Origin of the sequence: Flavobacterium oncorhynchi (genome assembly GCF_002217355.1) — a bacterium.
Lineage (GTDB): Bacteria > Bacteroidota > Bacteroidia > Flavobacteriales > Flavobacteriaceae > Flavobacterium > Flavobacterium oncorhynchi.
The window spans coordinates 145,922-161,566 of sequence record NZ_MUHA01000013.1 but is presented as its reverse complement, the minus strand read 5'-3'; the positions used below and the strand labels follow the sequence as shown (position 1 = coordinate 161,566).

Below are 15,645 nucleotides of genomic sequence, written 5' to 3'. Positions count from 1 at the left end.
ATATAACCGGAATTTGCAATAAAATTCTAAAGTAATATTTTCGAAATCAATAGTTTTGTACTTAGACGAATACTCTTTTAAATATTTGAAAGTAGTATTGTAAACTTTTATCGTTCCTTCTCTTTTATTCAATTTACTTTCTTCGATGTAGTTTTCGACAAAAGTTAGGAAAGATTTCTTTTTAGGTTTTAAAAGGTGATCACTTAATTCGTTTTCAATTTCCTTTTTTAGTAAAATATTTGTTGGCTGAATACCATCATTCAATAGTCTTCGGAAAACGTTTTTGATTGCACTTTCAATTTTATCAAGTCTAGTATTGAATTCAGGATATTCTTTAAACTGTTTTGTTTCCTTAGCTCGCTGGCTTGTTGGATTCCAAAATTTAGGATTTATACTTTCACCTGTAGAATATTTAAATCTTGAGTACTGATAGTTATAAATTAAATAGACCAAAGTGTTATTTTTGGAGCTAGGTTCTTTGAGTATAAATTTTGCTTTTGCCATATAAACAAATATATACAAAAATTGATAGGGGACGAATGAGGGGACGAATTTTTTTATTTTAGTCTTTTTTCTTCTAATTTCATTTTGCTAAAATATCCCTATTTTTAGGTTTTAACGCCAGTAAATACGGTAAAATACGATAAAAATTGATAAAGTTATCGGTGGTGCAGGTGGGACCACTTCTTTAGAAATAGAAAGCCTTTACAGTGATGTAGAGGCTTTTTTGTTTTTCTAAATCTTTGCTTACTAGGGGGTAATAGAAGATTCTTGTTATTCCGTTTTTAAGTAAAATCATTTTTTTTATTTCAATTTTTATAATTCTAGAGGCGTACATTTAGGATTGCGGCTGTTTTATTTAGGATTGTACATTTAGTTAAAAGCTAATTTTAACTTTAGACTATGGTACAAAATCGTAAAATTAACAGCCTAATGAAATTTTTAATAACTTTATTATATTACTAACATATAAATTATTAGCGTATGGAAAGAGTGATTTTAACAATCAAAGTATTTGCTTCAATTTTAGTTGTTGTTGTGTTATTAACTTTTACAAGTTGTTCAAACAAAGATGGTAATTCTTATAATTTGCAAGCAAAAGTAGATTCTCTACAAATTGAACTTAAAAAGTTTAAAGATGAAAAAGCTCTCACGGAAATGAGACTTGTAAGGTTTGATTCGCTGGATTTTGATTTTTACAGCAATCAAGATTGGAAAAACTTCAATATTAGTCATGCCGATGATATCAAGGTGTACTATCCTGATGGACTGATTACAAAAGGTTTGGCCCCGCAACATATTGATATGTTAACGCCAATGTTTGTGTTTGCGCCTGATACAAAAATAAAGAAACATCCAGTTAGATTTGGAAGCGGTGATTGGACTTGTGTGATTGGTGAAATGGAAGGAACTTTCTCTAAGCCTATGCCAATTGGAAATGGTAAAACAATTCCGCCGACAAATAAAAAATTCAAACTTTCTATGGCAACTATCGGACAATGGAAAGACGGAAAGATGGTGGCGGAATATTTGTTTTGGGACAACCAATCATTTATGAAACAAATTGGTTTGGCTAATTAGTTAAAAAAAGTGTGACTTGATGAGTGAAATTTAATTATTCTAGAACAATTAAAAATAGGAGTTTATAGCAATTATATTAAATTTTTGTGCAACAAACTATAGTCGTATGATCTTTTGATTGGTTGTATAATCATGAGATAGCTACGGTCAATACACATATTTAGAATAGAAAGCCTTTACAGCAATGTAAAGGCTTTTTTGTTTTTGGGCTTTTAGGTAAGTTGTTGAAATTTCATTGTTTAATTAAAAATGAATTAAATTTATACTGCAAAGACAAATTTAATCAGGACAAGACAATGGATAATTTAACGCCTGAGCAGCGAAGAAAAAATATGCAGGCTATAAAAAGCACCGCAACCAAAGACGAAGTTAGGATTGCAAAGGCTTTATGGCAGCTTGGCTATAGGTATCGAAAGAATAATAAAAAGGTATTTGGTAAGCCTGATTTGACTTTTGCAAAGTATAAAATTGCCATTTTTATAGACAGCGAATTTTTTCACGGTAAAGATTGGGACTTAAATCAAGAACGCATTAAGTCGAATCGTGAATATTGGATTCCTAAAATAGAACGAAATAGGAAACGCGATGCTGAGGTTAATGCTTATTTAATTTCAGAAGAATGGAAAGTAATACGTTTTTGGAGCAAAGAAATTCAGAAAGAACTAGATACTTGTTTACTGAAAGTTCAAAGCGAAATTGAGTTTTCAAAGAGTAAAAGCGAAGGGAAATAGAGTTTAAATGTTTTTCTTCTTTTCGACTTTTTCGATAACTTTAGAAATCTCATTAGCCAATCTTTCAATAACAGGCATGCTTACCGAATTTCCTGCTTGTTTGTATAAGTTAGAATTTGAAATAGAAGGAAGTTTAAAGCTGTCTGGAAAACCTTGAAATCTAAAACATTCGCGAGGCGTTAGTTTTCGAAATCCATGATCTGTTATAATAATTGGAACGTTATGTCCGCCAGTTCCCATATTTGCAGTCAAAGTTGGGCATAAACCAGCTTTGTTTTCTCTAACATAATGTCTCCTGAATTGATAAATTTTGCCTTTATCGACAATAGATTCTTTTAGCGTATTGTACATGTATTTATCCTCGCCATAATAAAACTTATCCGGTACTTTTTCAGTAAGGATTAAATCTTTTACTGTGGTAGTCAGATTTTCTTTTTTGGGAAACTCAAATCTAAACTTTTTGTTATTGACAAAGTTTTTGTCAAAAGCAACCATAAAAAGCCTTTCCCTGTTATGAGGCGTGTTTCCGAAATCTTTAGTATTTAAAATAGCGCTGTCAAACGTGTAGTTTCGTTTTTTTATTTCGCTTTCGATGACCTTAAGAGTATTGCCTTTGTCATGTCCTCTTAAGTTCTTAACGTTTTCAAGGAAAACGACCTTAGGTCTCATTTCGTCAATAAAATCAAGGATTTTAAAAAAATGATTTCCCCTTCTGTCTTCAAAACCTTTTCTGTGTCCCGCAAGCGAAAAAGGCTGACACGGAAATCCAGCCGTTAAAATATCTATTTTTTCAAGAGAACTTAAATTTAAGTTCATTACATCGCCTTCAATTAAATCGTGTTCGAAATTTGATTTGTAAGTTTTGCATGCGTGTTTGTCAAATTCATTGGCCCATTTTAGATTAAAACCGGCTTTCTTAAAACCTAGACATATGCCGCCTACACCTGCGTACAAACTTCCAACTGTAAATTTATTCTCCATTATTTGTTTGGCTAAAGGAATGATGTCTTGCGCTTTTTATTCTGTATTATTTCCTGCAAATATATTAATTAGAGTATAGTTGATGATGGTCAGGACTTAAAAAGAAATTGTATTTTATTTTTCAGTCTCGTACTTTACAGTTCTTTCTGACTTATTTAAAGAAGATGCGTTTTTTGAAATTTTATTCTGTGGGAAGTTTTTAAATTTCATGATGCTAAAAAGTGTTTTAAAAAGATCTAAAAGGGAAACAGTTGGGAAATTTTGTGTTTTTTATAAAATACGCATATATTTGATATAAGAATTATACTACAGGTAAATTTATTGGATAGGTGGGACTGTTTTGGCTTATCAAAGTTGCTTTTTTGTAAAAGATTGTTTTTTGACAATGAAATTTGGAATTTATGAGAATTGTAAGAACTGTTTGGCTGGTCTTTTTTTTGATGGTATTTAACCCGCTATATATTTTGGCTGAGGAGATGCCGCCTCCGCCGCGTGCTGGAGAAACGAAGCCTCCGCCGCCAACAAAAGTGCCAATTAATGAGGATCTTTCTTTTTTAATTGCAAGCGGATTAATTCTGGGAATAACAATTATATATCGAAATAAAACAAAAAAAGCTTCAATTTAATTTGAAGCCTTTTCGTTTAAAATTTTTTCTAAAACTATTTGTTTATTGAATAAAGTCTTGAAATGTATTTTCCAACAACATCAAACTCTAAGTTTATTTTAGAGCCAACCTTGAAATTTTTGAAATTAGTATTTTCAAAAGTATAAGGAATAATAGAAACGCTGAATTCGTTGGTTTTAGAATTTACAACCGTCAGACTTACTCCGTTTACTGTTATAGAGCCTTTTTCAATTGTAATATTGCTGAGGTTTGCGTCGTAATCGAAAGTGTAATTCCAACTTCCGTTAGCCTCTTCGATTTTTGTGCATGTACCAGTTTGGTCAACGTGGCCTTGTACAATATGTCCGTCAAGACGGTCGCCAAGTTTCATGCCTCTTTCTAGATTTACAATATCATTAACCTTCCAGTCGCCAATATTGGTCTTTAAAATAGTTTCTTCAATTGCAGTAACCGTATAAAATGAATCGTTTATAGCAACTACCGTAAGGCAGATTCCGTTGTGCGAAACACTTTGGTCAATCTTTAATTCGTTTGTAATAGAGGAGTCGACAGTTACATGTAAGTTGTTTTTGTCTTTTTGTATTTCGTGAATCCTTCCTAGGGTTTCTATAATTCCTGTGAACATTGTGGTTTTATTTTACTAAATTTGCACATCAAAATTAGTAATAAATAAGCTGAGCTCATGAATAAAAAAGCAGAAAATATAATTGTTGGAATTTCAGTTGGAGATTTAAACGGTATTGGAAGCGAAGTTATACTAAAAACATTTGAGGATTCTCGAATGCTTGAATTGTGTACACCGGTTATTTTTGCAAATGCTAAAATTCTATCCTTTGTTAAAAAAAGTTTTACTTCGACTGTTCAGTTTCATGGAATAGATAAATTAGATCAGATTGTTCCAGGAAAAGTAAACGTGTTTAATCTTTGGAGAGAAGGAGTTGATATTAACTTAGGAACTAATGATGAAAAAATAGGAGAGTATGCTATAAAATCATTTGTAGCAGCAACAAAAGCTTTAAAAGAAGGTTTGGTTGATGTACTCGTTACGGCTCCTATAAATAAATACAATATTCAATCTGAAGAATTTAAATTCCCAGGTCATACCGATTATCTAGACCAAGAGTTAGAAGGTAATGCTTTAATGATGATGGTTCAGGATAATTTAAGAGTAGGTTTGTTGACAGATCATGTGCCTATAAGTGAAGTTTCTTCTCATTTAACAGAAGAATTAATCACAAGAAAGATTGAAACAATCAGAAAATCTTTAATTCAAGACTTTAGTATAGTAAAGCCAAAAATTGCAGTTTTAGGATTAAATCCGCATTGCGGCGACGGCGGAGTGATTGGAAAAGAAGATGATTTAGTTTTGAAACCGGTTTTGAAAAAAATATTCGATTCTGGAACTATGGTTTTCGGACCATTTTCTGCCGATGGATTTTTTGGAAGCGGTCAATATGAGAAATATGATGCCGTTGTAGCGACTTATCACGATCAAGGATTAATTCCGTTCAAAACATTATCTTTTGGTAAAGGGGTTAACTATACAGCAGGTTTAAATAAAATTAGAACATCGCCGGATCATGGAACTGGTTATGATATTGCTGGAAAAGACATGGCAGATTTCAACTCGTTTAAAGAGGCCGTTTATCTTGCGCTTGATATTTTTCGCTCGCGTAATCAGTATGAGGAGATTAGCCAAAAACCTCTTAAAATAAAAGAAAAACAGTTATAAACAAAAAAAGGTGAATAAGATTATTAGATTTATAATAATTTTATATCTTTGCACCCCAATTCAGATATGTAGTTTTATATTCGGATTGTACAAATTGATGTTGAAATGAGCAAAACAAAAGAATTTTTAATTCCTTTTATAGGGTTAAAGCTGGGAAAACACCATTTTGAGTATCAAATAAATAACACGTTCTTTAAAGACTTTGACTATGAAGAGTTTCAAAGTTCTGAAATTAAAGTGAGTTTGGTTTTCGAAAAGAAAAGCAACATGTTAGAGTTAGAATTCAAACATAAAGGGACTGTAAATGTACCTTGTGATCTAACAAGTGAAGATTTTGATCTTCCTTTAAAAGGGAAAATGAAATTGATTGTTCGCTTTGGAGATGAATTCAATGATGATAATGAAGAGTTGTTGATTTTACCGCATGGAGAGCATGAAGTGAATGTAGCACAATACATTTATGAAATGATAGCGCTTTCAGTGCCTCAAAAACGAATTCATCCAGGCGTTAAAGATGGGACTTTACAGACCGAAGCTTTAACAAAGTTGAATGAATTAAGTGTAAAAGAACAAAAGGAAGAGAGTAAACAAGAAGAAGATATTGACCCGCGTTGGGAAAAATTAAAGAAACTATTAACGGATAAATAATATAGTAAAATGGCACATCCTAAGAGAAAGACCTCGAAAACAAGAAGAGATAAGAGAAGAACACATTATAAAGCTACTGTAGCTCAAATCGCTACATGTCCTATTACTGGAGAAGCACATTTATACCACAGAGCTTACTGGCATGAAGGTAAAATGTACTACAGAGGGCAAGTTGTTATCGATAAATCTGAAGCGGTTGCTTAATACGTTTTTGTAAATTATACTAGAACTCTCACATAGTGAGAGTTTTTTTTGTTGGTTATAATTTTCGTTTTTTAAGAAAATACAGGCAAATTCGTTTTGATTTTTTTTGTAATTTTCAAGTCTTTTAAAAATTTTTCAAATAACAATATTTGAAAGGAAATAATAGAATATAATGAATACAATCACAGCCGCAATTACCGCTGTTGGAGGATACGTTCCAGACTTTGTGCTTTCTAACAAAGTGTTGGAAACAATGGTAGAAACCAATGACGAATGGATCACCACTCGTACCGGAATTAAAGAAAGAAGAATTCTTAAAGATGCTGACAAAGGGACATCTTATCTTGCTATACAAGCAGCAAAGGATTTAATAGCAAAAGCAAATATCGATCCTTTAGAAATTGATATGGTTATTATGGCAACAGCAACACCAGATATGATGGTGGCTTCTACAGGAGTTTATGTTGCAACAGAAATTGGAGCAACTAATGCATTTGCTTATGATTTGCAAGCAGCTTGTTCAAGTTTCTTGTACGGAATGTCAACTGCTGCGGCTTATGTACAATCTGGAAGATATAAAAAAGTACTATTAATTGGTGCAGATAAAATGTCATCAATTGTAGATTATACAGACAGAGCCACTTGCATTATTTTTGGTGATGGAGGCGGTGCTGTTTTATTTGAGCCAAATTATGAAGGTTTAGGTTTACAAGATGAGTATTTAAGAAGCGATGGAGTAGGTCGTGATTTTCTTAAAATACCAGCTGGAGGATCTTTAATCCCAGCTTCAGAAGATACTGTAAAAAACAGACAACACAATATTATGCAAGATGGTAAAACAGTATTTAAATATGCTGTAACCAATATGGCAGACGCTAGCGAGCTGATCTTGAAAAGAAACAATCTAACAAATCAAGATGTTGATTGGTTAGTGCCGCATCAAGCAAACAAACGCATCATTGATGCAACTGCAGGAAGACTTGAACTAGAAGAGTCTAAAGTATTAGTTAATATTGAAAAATATGGTAATACAACTTCAGGAACATTACCTTTGGTACTTTATGATTTTGAGAAACAACTCAAAAAAGGAGACAATATTATTTTAGCTGCATTTGGCGGTGGATTCACTTGGGGATCTATTTACCTAAAATGGGCTTACGATAAAAAATAAATCAAAACTAAAAACGAGTCATTATGGATTTAAAAGAAATTCAAAACCTAATCAAATTTGTAGCAAATTCGGGAGTTGCAGAAGTGAAGTTAGAAATGGATGATGTAAAAATCACGATCAGAACAACTTTAGAAGGAAATGTAACAGAAACTACTTATGTACAGCAATTGCCAGCTCAGGCAGCATTACCACAAGCAGCTGCACCGCAAGTAACAGCGCCAGTAGTTGTAAATGTAGCGGCTGAGCCACAAGCTCCAGCTGAAAATTCTAAATTCATAACGATAAAATCTCCAATTATTGGAACATTTTATAGAAAACCATCTCCAGACAAACCAGTTTTTACTGAAGTAGGAAGCACTATCGCAAAAGGAGATGTTCTTTGTGTAATTGAAGCAATGAAATTATTCAACGAAATCGAATCAGAAGTTTCAGGAAAAATTGTTAAGATTCTTGTTGACGATATGTCTCCAGTTGAATTTGATCAACCTTTATTCTTAGTAGATCCATCATAAATAAATTTAGATTTTAGATTTTAGATTTTAGATTGATCTGACAGAATTAATACAGACATCTAAAATTATCTAATTATCAAATTGTCTAATTATCTAATTAAAATAAGATGTTTAAAAAAATATTAATTGCGAATAGAGGAGAAATTGCACTTCGTGTAATTCGTACTTGCAAGGAAATGGGAATCAAAACTGTTGCAGTTTACTCTACAGCAGATGCAGAAAGCTTGCACGTTAAATTTGCTGATGAAGCGGTTTGTATTGGACCTCCTCCAAGTAACTTATCGTATTTAAAAATGTCAAATATTATTGCTGCTGCAGAAATTACAAATGCAGATGCAATACACCCAGGATACGGTTTTCTTTCTGAGAATGCTAAATTCTCAAAAATTTGTCAAGAGCACGGAATCAAATTTATTGGTGCAGCTCCTGAAATGATCGACAGAATGGGAGATAAAGCTTCTGCAAAAGCTACAATGAAAGCGGCAGGAGTACCATGTGTGCCAGGTTCAGATGGATTATTAGAATCTTACGAACATGCACTAAAAATAGCTAAAGAAATTGGTTATCCAGTTATGATGAAAGCTACTGCTGGTGGTGGTGGAAAAGGAATGCGTGCTATCTGGAAAGAAGATGAGCTTTTAAAAGCTTGGGAAAGTGCACGTCAAGAAGCTGCTGCAGCTTTTGGAAATGACGGAATGTACATGGAAAAACTTATTGAAGAGCCACGTCATATCGAGATTCAAGTTGTTGGAGATTCTTACGGAAAAGCGTGTCACCTTTCTGAAAGAGATTGTTCTGTACAACGTCGTCACCAAAAACTTACTGAAGAAACACCTTCGCCTTTCATGACAGACGAATTACGTGCTGCAATGGGAGAAGCTGCTGTAAAAGCTGCTGAATTCATTAAATACGAAGGAGCTGGAACTGTAGAATTTTTGGTTGACAAACACAGAAATTTCTATTTCATGGAAATGAATACACGTATTCAGGTAGAGCATCCAATTACGGAACAAGTAATTGATTACGATTTGATTCGTGAGCAAATTATGGTTGCTGCCGGAATTCCAATTTCAGGAAAAAACTATTTACCACAATTACACGCTATTGAATGTCGTATTAATGCCGAAGATCCTTATAATGATTTTCGTCCTTCACCAGGAAAAATTACTACGCTTCATATGCCAGGAGGACACGGAGTTCGTCTAGATACTCACGTTTATTCAGGTTATAGCATTCCGCCAAATTACGATTCAATGATTGCTAAGTTAATTACAACTGCACAATCTCGTGAAGAGGCGATCAGTAAAATGAGAAGAGCTTTGGACGAATTTGTTATTGAAGGTGTAAAAACTACAATACCTTTCCATAGACAATTGATGGATGATCCTAAATATATTGCAGGAGATTATACAACTGCTTTTATGGATACTTTCAAAATGAATCCAATTCAAGAATAAATAGTAAAGCTGTCGATTTCGACAGCTTTTTTTTAATCTATGTCATAAACCCGATAAGTTTACTTATCGGGTTTTGTTGTGTTATAGGGTTAAGTAAACACAAAAAGTGTTTACTTTTTACACACTATATAATTGATTTACACACTATTCGTATTTTTTGTATTTTTGTGTATTCAGTGTTAACCTGTTGATAATAAGTGGTTTTGCTGCTTTGGGGTTTGGTATTTGGTTTACGGCACGATAGTTTCTTTATCTAAAGTGTAAAACAACTATTAATTACTAAATATATACATTATGAAAAATCTATTTTTATCAGCCGCAATTGTTTTAGGAAGTTTAACTTCATTTGCTTCAACTAGTCCAGTTACAAACACTATTGTAAAAGTTATTTCGATTGAAGACGAATACACAGAGATTAAACTAGAAGAGCTTCCAGCTCCTATTACTGAAGCTTTGAAAAAAGCATATCCAGATGCAGTAATTACAAAAGCATACAAAAACGAGAAATCTGAATACAAATTAGACGTTACAGTTGGAGAAAAAGTAGGGAATCTTTTCGCTAACGCTGACGGAACTTGGATTAAAAAATAATCCCTAAAGAGTGTTCTCTTGAAAATTCGAATTAGTAATACTAAGATTAAATTAACAATATTAAAATATCACTACCATGAAAAATTTATTTTTATCAGCCGCAATCGTTTTGGGAGGTTTAACATCATTTGCTTCAACTTCGCCAATTTCAAATACAATCGTAAAAACAATTTCAATTCAAGACGAATACACTGAAATTAAAATTGAGGAAGTTCCATCTGCAATAACAGACGCTCTTAAAAAAGCGTATCCAGATGCAATACTTTCGAAAGCTTTTAAAAACGCAAAATCAGAGTATAAATTAGATGTGACTGTGGGAGACAAAGTAGGTTCTCTTTATGCTAACGCTGATGGATCTTGGATCAAAAAATAAGTCAAGTCAACTTTAAAAAAATATAATTATGAAAAAGTTAATCTTATCGGCAGCTATCCTTTTAGGAAGTTTGTCAATTCAGGCAGAAAATACTGTTGCAGCAAAATCAGTTGTAAATACAGTAAATTATCAAGATGAGTATAAAGAAATTGATGCCGTTCCGGCAGCAATCAAAACATCTTTAGACGAAGCTTATCCAGGTGTAAAATTGGAGAAAGCATTTGTAAACGACAAAAAAGAGTACAAAATTGAAATCACTGTTAGAGGTGAAAAATCAACTGTGTACACAGATGCGACAGGAAAAATTATTAAAAAGTAACCATAAAAACTAAGCATTATGAAAAAGTTAATCTTATCTGCAGCACTTATTTTAGGAGGTTTGACATCTCAGGCGGCAATTTCGAATCAGTCAGTTTCTGTTATTGCAACAGTAAACATTCAAGATGGATACACTGAAGTTACAGCAGATGCTGTTCCGGCAGCAGTGAAGTCAACAATCGAGAAATCTTTTCCAGGTACTAAACTTGAAAAAGCGTACAAAAACGATAAAAATGAGTACAAGCTTGAAATTTCAAAAGAGGGTAAGAAATATACTTTTTTCACTGATGCTTCAGGAAATATCATTAAGAAATAATTAAAAACAGAGCACTATGAAAAAGTCAGCCCTTGCAGTAACTATTATTTTAGCGAGTTTGTCACTTCCTGCTTTAGCAGAGACAACTTCAAATAAAGTACAAATGTCTATTTCGGTACAAACAGAATATACCGAGATTACTTCAGATGCTGTTCCGGCAGCTGTAAAAACCGCTCTGCAAACCGCTTATCCAAATGCAAAACTGGAGAAAGCTTTTGTTAATGATAAAAAAGAATACAAACTAGAAATATCGGTTGGTGACCAGAAGGCTACTGTTTTTTCAGATGTCAATGGCAACTGGTTGAAAATATAATTAGGTGAAATTAGATTTATGTTTTTGGTGAAAAGAGATTGCAGCGTGCAATCTCTTTTTTTTTGCATAACTTTGTGAAAATACAATTTTAATAGTCTTATTTTAGCAAAAAAGTCCCTAAAAACAAATGCCAAAGATTTTATTGATAGAAGATGATATTTCGTTTTGTAAACTGCTGGAGAAATTTCTAGTAAAAAAACAATACGAAGTAACTATAGCATTCTCTGCTGCAGAAGCAAGATCAGCAATTAAAACTGAATCGTTTGATTTAATTTTGACAGATCTTCGCCTGCCTGATTCTGACGGCATAGGGCTTATGTCTGAATTTAAAAATTCTCATCCTCAAATTCCAGTTGTATTAATGACTGGATATTCTGATGTAAATACAGCTGTAAAAGCGATAAAGAATGGTGCTGCCGATTATATCTCAAAACCATTTAATCCAGATGAGGTTCTCCTTGTCATTACAAATGCGCTGCAGGTTCCTGAATCAGAATTTGAAGATGAAGCACCGGTTAAAGAAAAAAAGCGAGTAAAAAGGACAGTATCAACTGAAAACGAATTTGTAAAAGGAATTTCGGTTGCTTCAAAAAAACTATTGGATCACATTCAATTAGTAAGTCCTACAGATATGTCTGTTTTAATTATCGGCGAAAGCGGTACTGGAAAAGAAATTATTGCCAAAAGTATTCACCAGCAAAGTCATCGAAAGAATAATAATTTTATTGCAGTAGATTGCGGAGCTATTCCGAAAGAGTTAGCGGCGAGTGAATTTTTTGGGCATTTAAAAGGATCTTTTACGGGAGCAATTAGTGATAAAATGGGGTATTTTGAAGCCGCAAACGGAGGTACACTTTTCTTGGATGAAATAGGAAATCTTTCTTATGAAAATCAAATTCAATTATTACGTGCGCTTCAAGAGCGAAAGATAAAACCTGTTGGAAGCAACAAAGAAATAAATGTCGATATCCGAATTATTACTGCTACAAATGAAGATTTACGTGAGGCAGTAAAAAACGGCGATTTTAGAGAAGATTTATACCATAGAATCAATGAATTCTCGATTCAGTCTCCCTCTTTAAAAGATCGTGATGAAGATTTAATGGTTTTTGCGGATTATTTTCTTGAAAAAGCAAATCAGCAGTTAAATAAAGATATTATAGGATTTTCTCCAGAAGTTGTTACTATATTTCAAAATTACAACTGGCCGGGTAATTTACGCGAATTACAAAATTGCGTTAAACGGGCTACACTTTTGTCTCAGGGCGATTTTATAAAAAGTGATGTATTGCCGGCTGAATTCTTTCAGACTCAAAAGCAGCAAAACACTGGAGGTTCTTTTTCATTATCTGATAACGAAAAAGAAGCCATTATTCAGGCGCTGAATAGAACTCAAAACAATAAATCAGAAGCAGCAAAACTGCTTAAAATTACTAGAAAAACTCTTTACAATAAATTAAAACAATACAATATAGATTAGATTATTTCTTGTTGTAAAGCGTTAAACAGCAAATCTCTTTTGATTTTTAGATCCTGATAAATGTCTTTTACTTGTTCAATTTCAAGATCATTTTGTTCCAGTATTTTTAGAATAGCTCCAATTTCTCGTGCTTCAATCTGTTTGAACATAGGCGCAATTCGATGAGCGATTGCTCGAATATCTGCAATGTTTTCTTTTGCAATAGCATTTTCAAGAGCCGTAAAATTCTCGTTACTGCTAGCCATGAAAGCTTTTAAAATGTCTTTTAAAGCATCATTATCTTGACCCAAAAACTCTTTCAATGTTTTTAAGGAATACAACTGTGCAGCTGTTTCTTCAGCTTCTTGCTCATTTATCACTGTATTTGGGAGTCTGTCATCGGCCAAGATAGACTGAATTGTTTCTATTAGTACTTTTGGCGAATATGGTTTCTTTATTACCGTTGTAAAACCAGCTTCGGTGTAAACAGATGGTTCTAAATCAGTTCTTCCAGTCAAAGCGATTACAGGTTGGTTTTTGTATAATCCTTTCTCAGAAGTCTGAAGTTTGTTTAAAAACATAAAACCATCCATCTCAGGCATCTGAATGTCGGTAATAATAAAATCAAAAGGCGTATTTTGAATAGTTTCCAATGCTTTTACGGCGCTGTTAAAGGATAAAACTTCATGCTTTTCTTGTCGAAGCACACCGCTGGTTAAATTCAAAAGATTAGTGTCGTCATCAATTACAATAAAAGTTAGTTTTTGCGTAAAACCAAGTTTTGGCTTTTCATTTTGTTCAATAGTATTAGTACTGCTGTCAAACTGCAGAGGAAGTTTGATTTTAAATGTGCTTCCTTTTCCAAACGTACTTTCGAGTTTTAAACTTCCACCAAGAATTGCAATTATTTTTTGGCAGATTGATAGACCTAATCCTGTACCGCCGTATTTCTTTTCAATGTTTTCATTAGCCTGTGCAAACTCTTCAAAAACTAATTTTTGATTGCCTTTTTCGATTCCAATACCAGTGTCTTCAATTGTAATTGCAAAAGAGTTTTTATCATCAGTACAATATGCGCTGATCTTAATAAAACCTTCTTCGGTAAATTTAAAGGCATTACCAATAATATTAGTTAAAATCTGTTTTAATCGAAACGGATCGCCAACGATTCTTGTTTTTAATTTTTCGTCAACATTTATAATTAAATCAATGTTTTTTTGTTCGTAAACAGATTGAATGCTTTTGGCAGTATCTTCAATAATTTCAGTTAAAGAAAAAGGAACCTTTTCGATAGTAATTTTTCCAGCTTCAATTTTAGAGAAATCTAATAAGTCCTGAACCAGTTGTGTAATATATTCCGAAGAATTTTTGATGTTCTTAATAAAGTAAGATTGTTTTGTGCTGACATCAGAATTCCCCAAAAGCTCAGAATAACCCACAATGGTGCTCAAAGGAGTTTTTAAATCATGGCTTACTGTCGAAATTAACTGCTCTCGGCTTTTTAATAAATTTTTAGTTTTAAAATTCGCAATTTCAAGCTGTTTCTTATACAATTGCGATTTCGAGTAATCGCTCACAATTAAAATCGAAAAGAAAATAGTCAGTATTAATCCTATAATAGCGGAAGCAGTCACAATTTCATTGACTTTGCGTAATGATTTTTCTTTGAGCGAATTGTTTTTTATCGAATTAATAATGATCTCTCTCTCGATAATTCGAAGAACCTTTCTAAGTTGCTCAGAAATGGCAATTTCGTTTTTTAGTAACTTGTTTTCCTCAAAATTTAAGGATTCCTTTTTCTTTTCAGCCTTCAATTTTACATTACTCAGCAATTTCTTCGAATTGGCTAAAATAGAATCAGAAGCTTGTTTGCTCAAAGTATTAGTGCTGTCATCAGGAATATTTTGGTTCAGATAATCTACGTACTTTTGAAGTACATTTCGCTGATAACTCCCTAATTGATTTGGGTTTTTACTAAAATCCTGAAGCTCCAGTTTTCTGAGCTTAAACTCCATTTTAGTGATTTCATCAATTGCGGTATTTACAGAAACTTCATCATCAGCTTTGTTTTTTATAGTTTTTAGCTTGCGGATGTTTTCTGTTTTTTCAGACAATAAATAAGTAACGCTGTCTAATAGAACTTTTTGATATTCAGTAGTAACAATTTGTTTTAAAGTGTCAATTCTTGCTCTTAAAGAATCTGTTTCGATAAGATAATTTTTAAAATCACTTTCAGAGTTGGTTTGAATTGTTTTTCGGGCTAAACTTTCTGTTTTATAAACGTTTGAAAATAGTTTACTGACTCTTAAAATTTTAGTTTTTTCAAAAGCAATTTTATCTTCCAATTTATTGTAGACTACATTTTCAGAGTATAAAAACCATCCAACAGTAACGACCAAAGCCAGTAATGCAACATAACTGAACAAGACTTTGAGTGCTGTGTAACTTTTTTTACTCTCCATAAATATTTAGGTGTAGATTGAGGAAGTGTTTGAGATATTGGAATTATCTGCAATTTATTCAAAATTTTGATCTCAAAAAAACAAAAACAATCCAAATGTTTATATAATTAAACAGTCTTAAAAAGAAATCAGCCTCAGATTATATAAATATCTGAGGCTGATTTTTTGTT

Annotated in this window: 19 protein-coding genes; 15 read left to right on the top strand and 4 right to left on the bottom strand. The window is 32.7% G+C overall.

Going from position 1 to position 15,645, the window contains the following annotated elements; all coding sequences use genetic code 11:
• Window positions 1–504, bottom strand: a 504-nt coding sequence (locus B0A75_RS11265) for a phage integrase SAM-like domain-containing protein (RefSeq protein ID WP_208861264.1), incomplete at its 3' end; no start/stop codon positions are given.
• Between the two features lie 480 nt (window positions 505–984).
• On the opposite strand from B0A75_RS11265, the gene B0A75_RS11260 reads away from it, so the two are divergent.
• Entirely contained in the window at window positions 985–1,581 is a 597-nt protein-coding gene (locus B0A75_RS11260; RefSeq protein ID WP_089054369.1) for an ester cyclase, read from the top strand.
• 296 nt (window positions 1,582–1,877) lie between these two features.
• Entirely contained in the window at window positions 1,878–2,312 is a 435-nt protein-coding gene (locus tag B0A75_RS11255) for a very short patch repair endonuclease (protein WP_089054377.1), read from the top strand.
• 3 nt (window positions 2,313–2,315) lie between these two features.
• On the opposite strand, the gene dcm is transcribed toward B0A75_RS11255, so the two are convergent.
• Window positions 2,316–3,293, bottom strand: a complete 978-nt coding sequence (gene dcm / locus B0A75_RS11250) for a DNA (cytosine-5-)-methyltransferase (protein ID WP_089054368.1) — start codon at window positions 3,291–3,293, stop codon at window positions 2,316–2,318.
• Between the two features lie 401 nt (window positions 3,294–3,694).
• Between dcm and B0A75_RS11245 the strand changes: the two genes are divergently transcribed.
• Window positions 3,695–3,919 (top strand): hypothetical protein, encoded by a 225-nt coding sequence (locus B0A75_RS11245; RefSeq protein WP_089054367.1) that lies wholly within the window; start codon window positions 3,695–3,697, stop codon window positions 3,917–3,919.
• A 34-nt stretch (window positions 3,920–3,953) separates the two neighbouring features.
• Here the strand turns inward: B0A75_RS11245 and B0A75_RS11240 are convergent, their stop codons facing one another.
• On the bottom strand, window positions 3,954–4,544 hold the full coding sequence (locus tag B0A75_RS11240) for a riboflavin synthase (protein WP_089054366.1): 591 nt from the start codon (window positions 4,542–4,544) through the stop codon (window positions 3,954–3,956).
• A 57-nt stretch (window positions 4,545–4,601) separates the two neighbouring features.
• On the opposite strand from B0A75_RS11240, the gene pdxA reads away from it, so the two are divergent.
• The 12 genes from pdxA to B0A75_RS11180 all read left to right on the top strand — a co-directional run bounded on the left by pdxA (window position 4,602) and on the right by B0A75_RS11180 (window position 13,034).
• The gene (gene pdxA / locus B0A75_RS11235; protein ID WP_089054365.1) at window positions 4,602–5,651 is read left to right on the top strand and encodes a 4-hydroxythreonine-4-phosphate dehydrogenase PdxA; all 1,050 of its coding nucleotides are present in this window, start codon (window positions 4,602–4,604) and stop codon (window positions 5,649–5,651) included.
• Between the two features lie 105 nt (window positions 5,652–5,756).
• Window positions 5,757–6,299 carry a YceD family protein gene (locus tag B0A75_RS11230; RefSeq protein ID WP_089054364.1) on the top strand — a complete coding sequence of 181 codons (543 nt, stop codon included), beginning with the start codon at window positions 5,757–5,759 and terminating at the stop codon, window positions 6,297–6,299.
• A 9-nt stretch (window positions 6,300–6,308) separates the two neighbouring features.
• Window positions 6,309–6,503: a 50S ribosomal protein L32 gene (gene rpmF, locus B0A75_RS11225; RefSeq protein ID WP_008465217.1), complete on the top strand. Its 195-nt coding sequence runs from the start codon at window positions 6,309–6,311 to the stop codon at window positions 6,501–6,503.
• 172 nt (window positions 6,504–6,675) lie between these two features.
• Window positions 6,676–7,674: a beta-ketoacyl-ACP synthase III gene (locus B0A75_RS11220; protein WP_089054363.1), complete on the top strand. Its 999-nt coding sequence runs from the start codon at window positions 6,676–6,678 to the stop codon at window positions 7,672–7,674.
• Window positions 7,675–7,697: 23 nt separating this feature from the next.
• Complete coding sequence (gene accB / locus B0A75_RS11215) at window positions 7,698–8,186, top strand: acetyl-CoA carboxylase biotin carboxyl carrier protein (protein WP_089054362.1); 489 nt, start codon at window positions 7,698–7,700, stop codon at window positions 8,184–8,186.
• Window positions 8,187–8,293: 107 nt separating this feature from the next.
• On the top strand, window positions 8,294–9,643 hold the full coding sequence (accC, locus tag B0A75_RS11210; RefSeq protein WP_089054361.1) for an acetyl-CoA carboxylase biotin carboxylase subunit: 1,350 nt from the start codon (window positions 8,294–8,296) through the stop codon (window positions 9,641–9,643).
• A gap of 294 nt (window positions 9,644–9,937) precedes the next feature.
• On the top strand, window positions 9,938–10,234 hold the full coding sequence (locus B0A75_RS11205) for a hypothetical protein (RefSeq protein ID WP_089054360.1): 297 nt from the start codon (window positions 9,938–9,940) through the stop codon (window positions 10,232–10,234).
• A 76-nt stretch (window positions 10,235–10,310) separates the two neighbouring features.
• A complete protein-coding gene (locus tag B0A75_RS11200) occupies window positions 10,311–10,607 on the top strand; it encodes a hypothetical protein (protein WP_089054359.1) in 297 nt (98 codons plus the stop codon).
• A 28-nt stretch (window positions 10,608–10,635) separates the two neighbouring features.
• Window positions 10,636–10,926: a hypothetical protein gene (locus tag B0A75_RS11195; protein WP_089054358.1), complete on the top strand. Its 291-nt coding sequence runs from the start codon at window positions 10,636–10,638 to the stop codon at window positions 10,924–10,926.
• Between the two features lie 18 nt (window positions 10,927–10,944).
• On the top strand, window positions 10,945–11,241 hold the full coding sequence (locus B0A75_RS11190; protein WP_089054357.1) for a PepSY-like domain-containing protein: 297 nt from the start codon (window positions 10,945–10,947) through the stop codon (window positions 11,239–11,241).
• Window positions 11,242–11,257: 16 nt separating this feature from the next.
• Window positions 11,258–11,554 carry a hypothetical protein gene (locus tag B0A75_RS11185; RefSeq protein ID WP_089054356.1) on the top strand — a complete coding sequence of 99 codons (297 nt, stop codon included), beginning with the start codon at window positions 11,258–11,260 and terminating at the stop codon, window positions 11,552–11,554.
• 127 nt (window positions 11,555–11,681) lie between these two features.
• Window positions 11,682–13,034, top strand: a complete 1,353-nt coding sequence (locus B0A75_RS11180; protein ID WP_089054355.1) for a sigma-54-dependent transcriptional regulator — start codon at window positions 11,682–11,684, stop codon at window positions 13,032–13,034.
• Here the strand turns inward: B0A75_RS11180 and B0A75_RS11175 are convergent.
• Window positions 13,031–15,475 (bottom strand): ATP-binding response regulator, encoded by a 2,445-nt coding sequence (locus B0A75_RS11175; RefSeq protein ID WP_089054354.1) that lies wholly within the window; start codon window positions 15,473–15,475, stop codon window positions 13,031–13,033. The two genes, B0A75_RS11180 and B0A75_RS11175, sit on opposite strands and share 4 nt — an antisense overlap.
• Window positions 15,476–15,645: the final 170 nt, after the last annotated feature.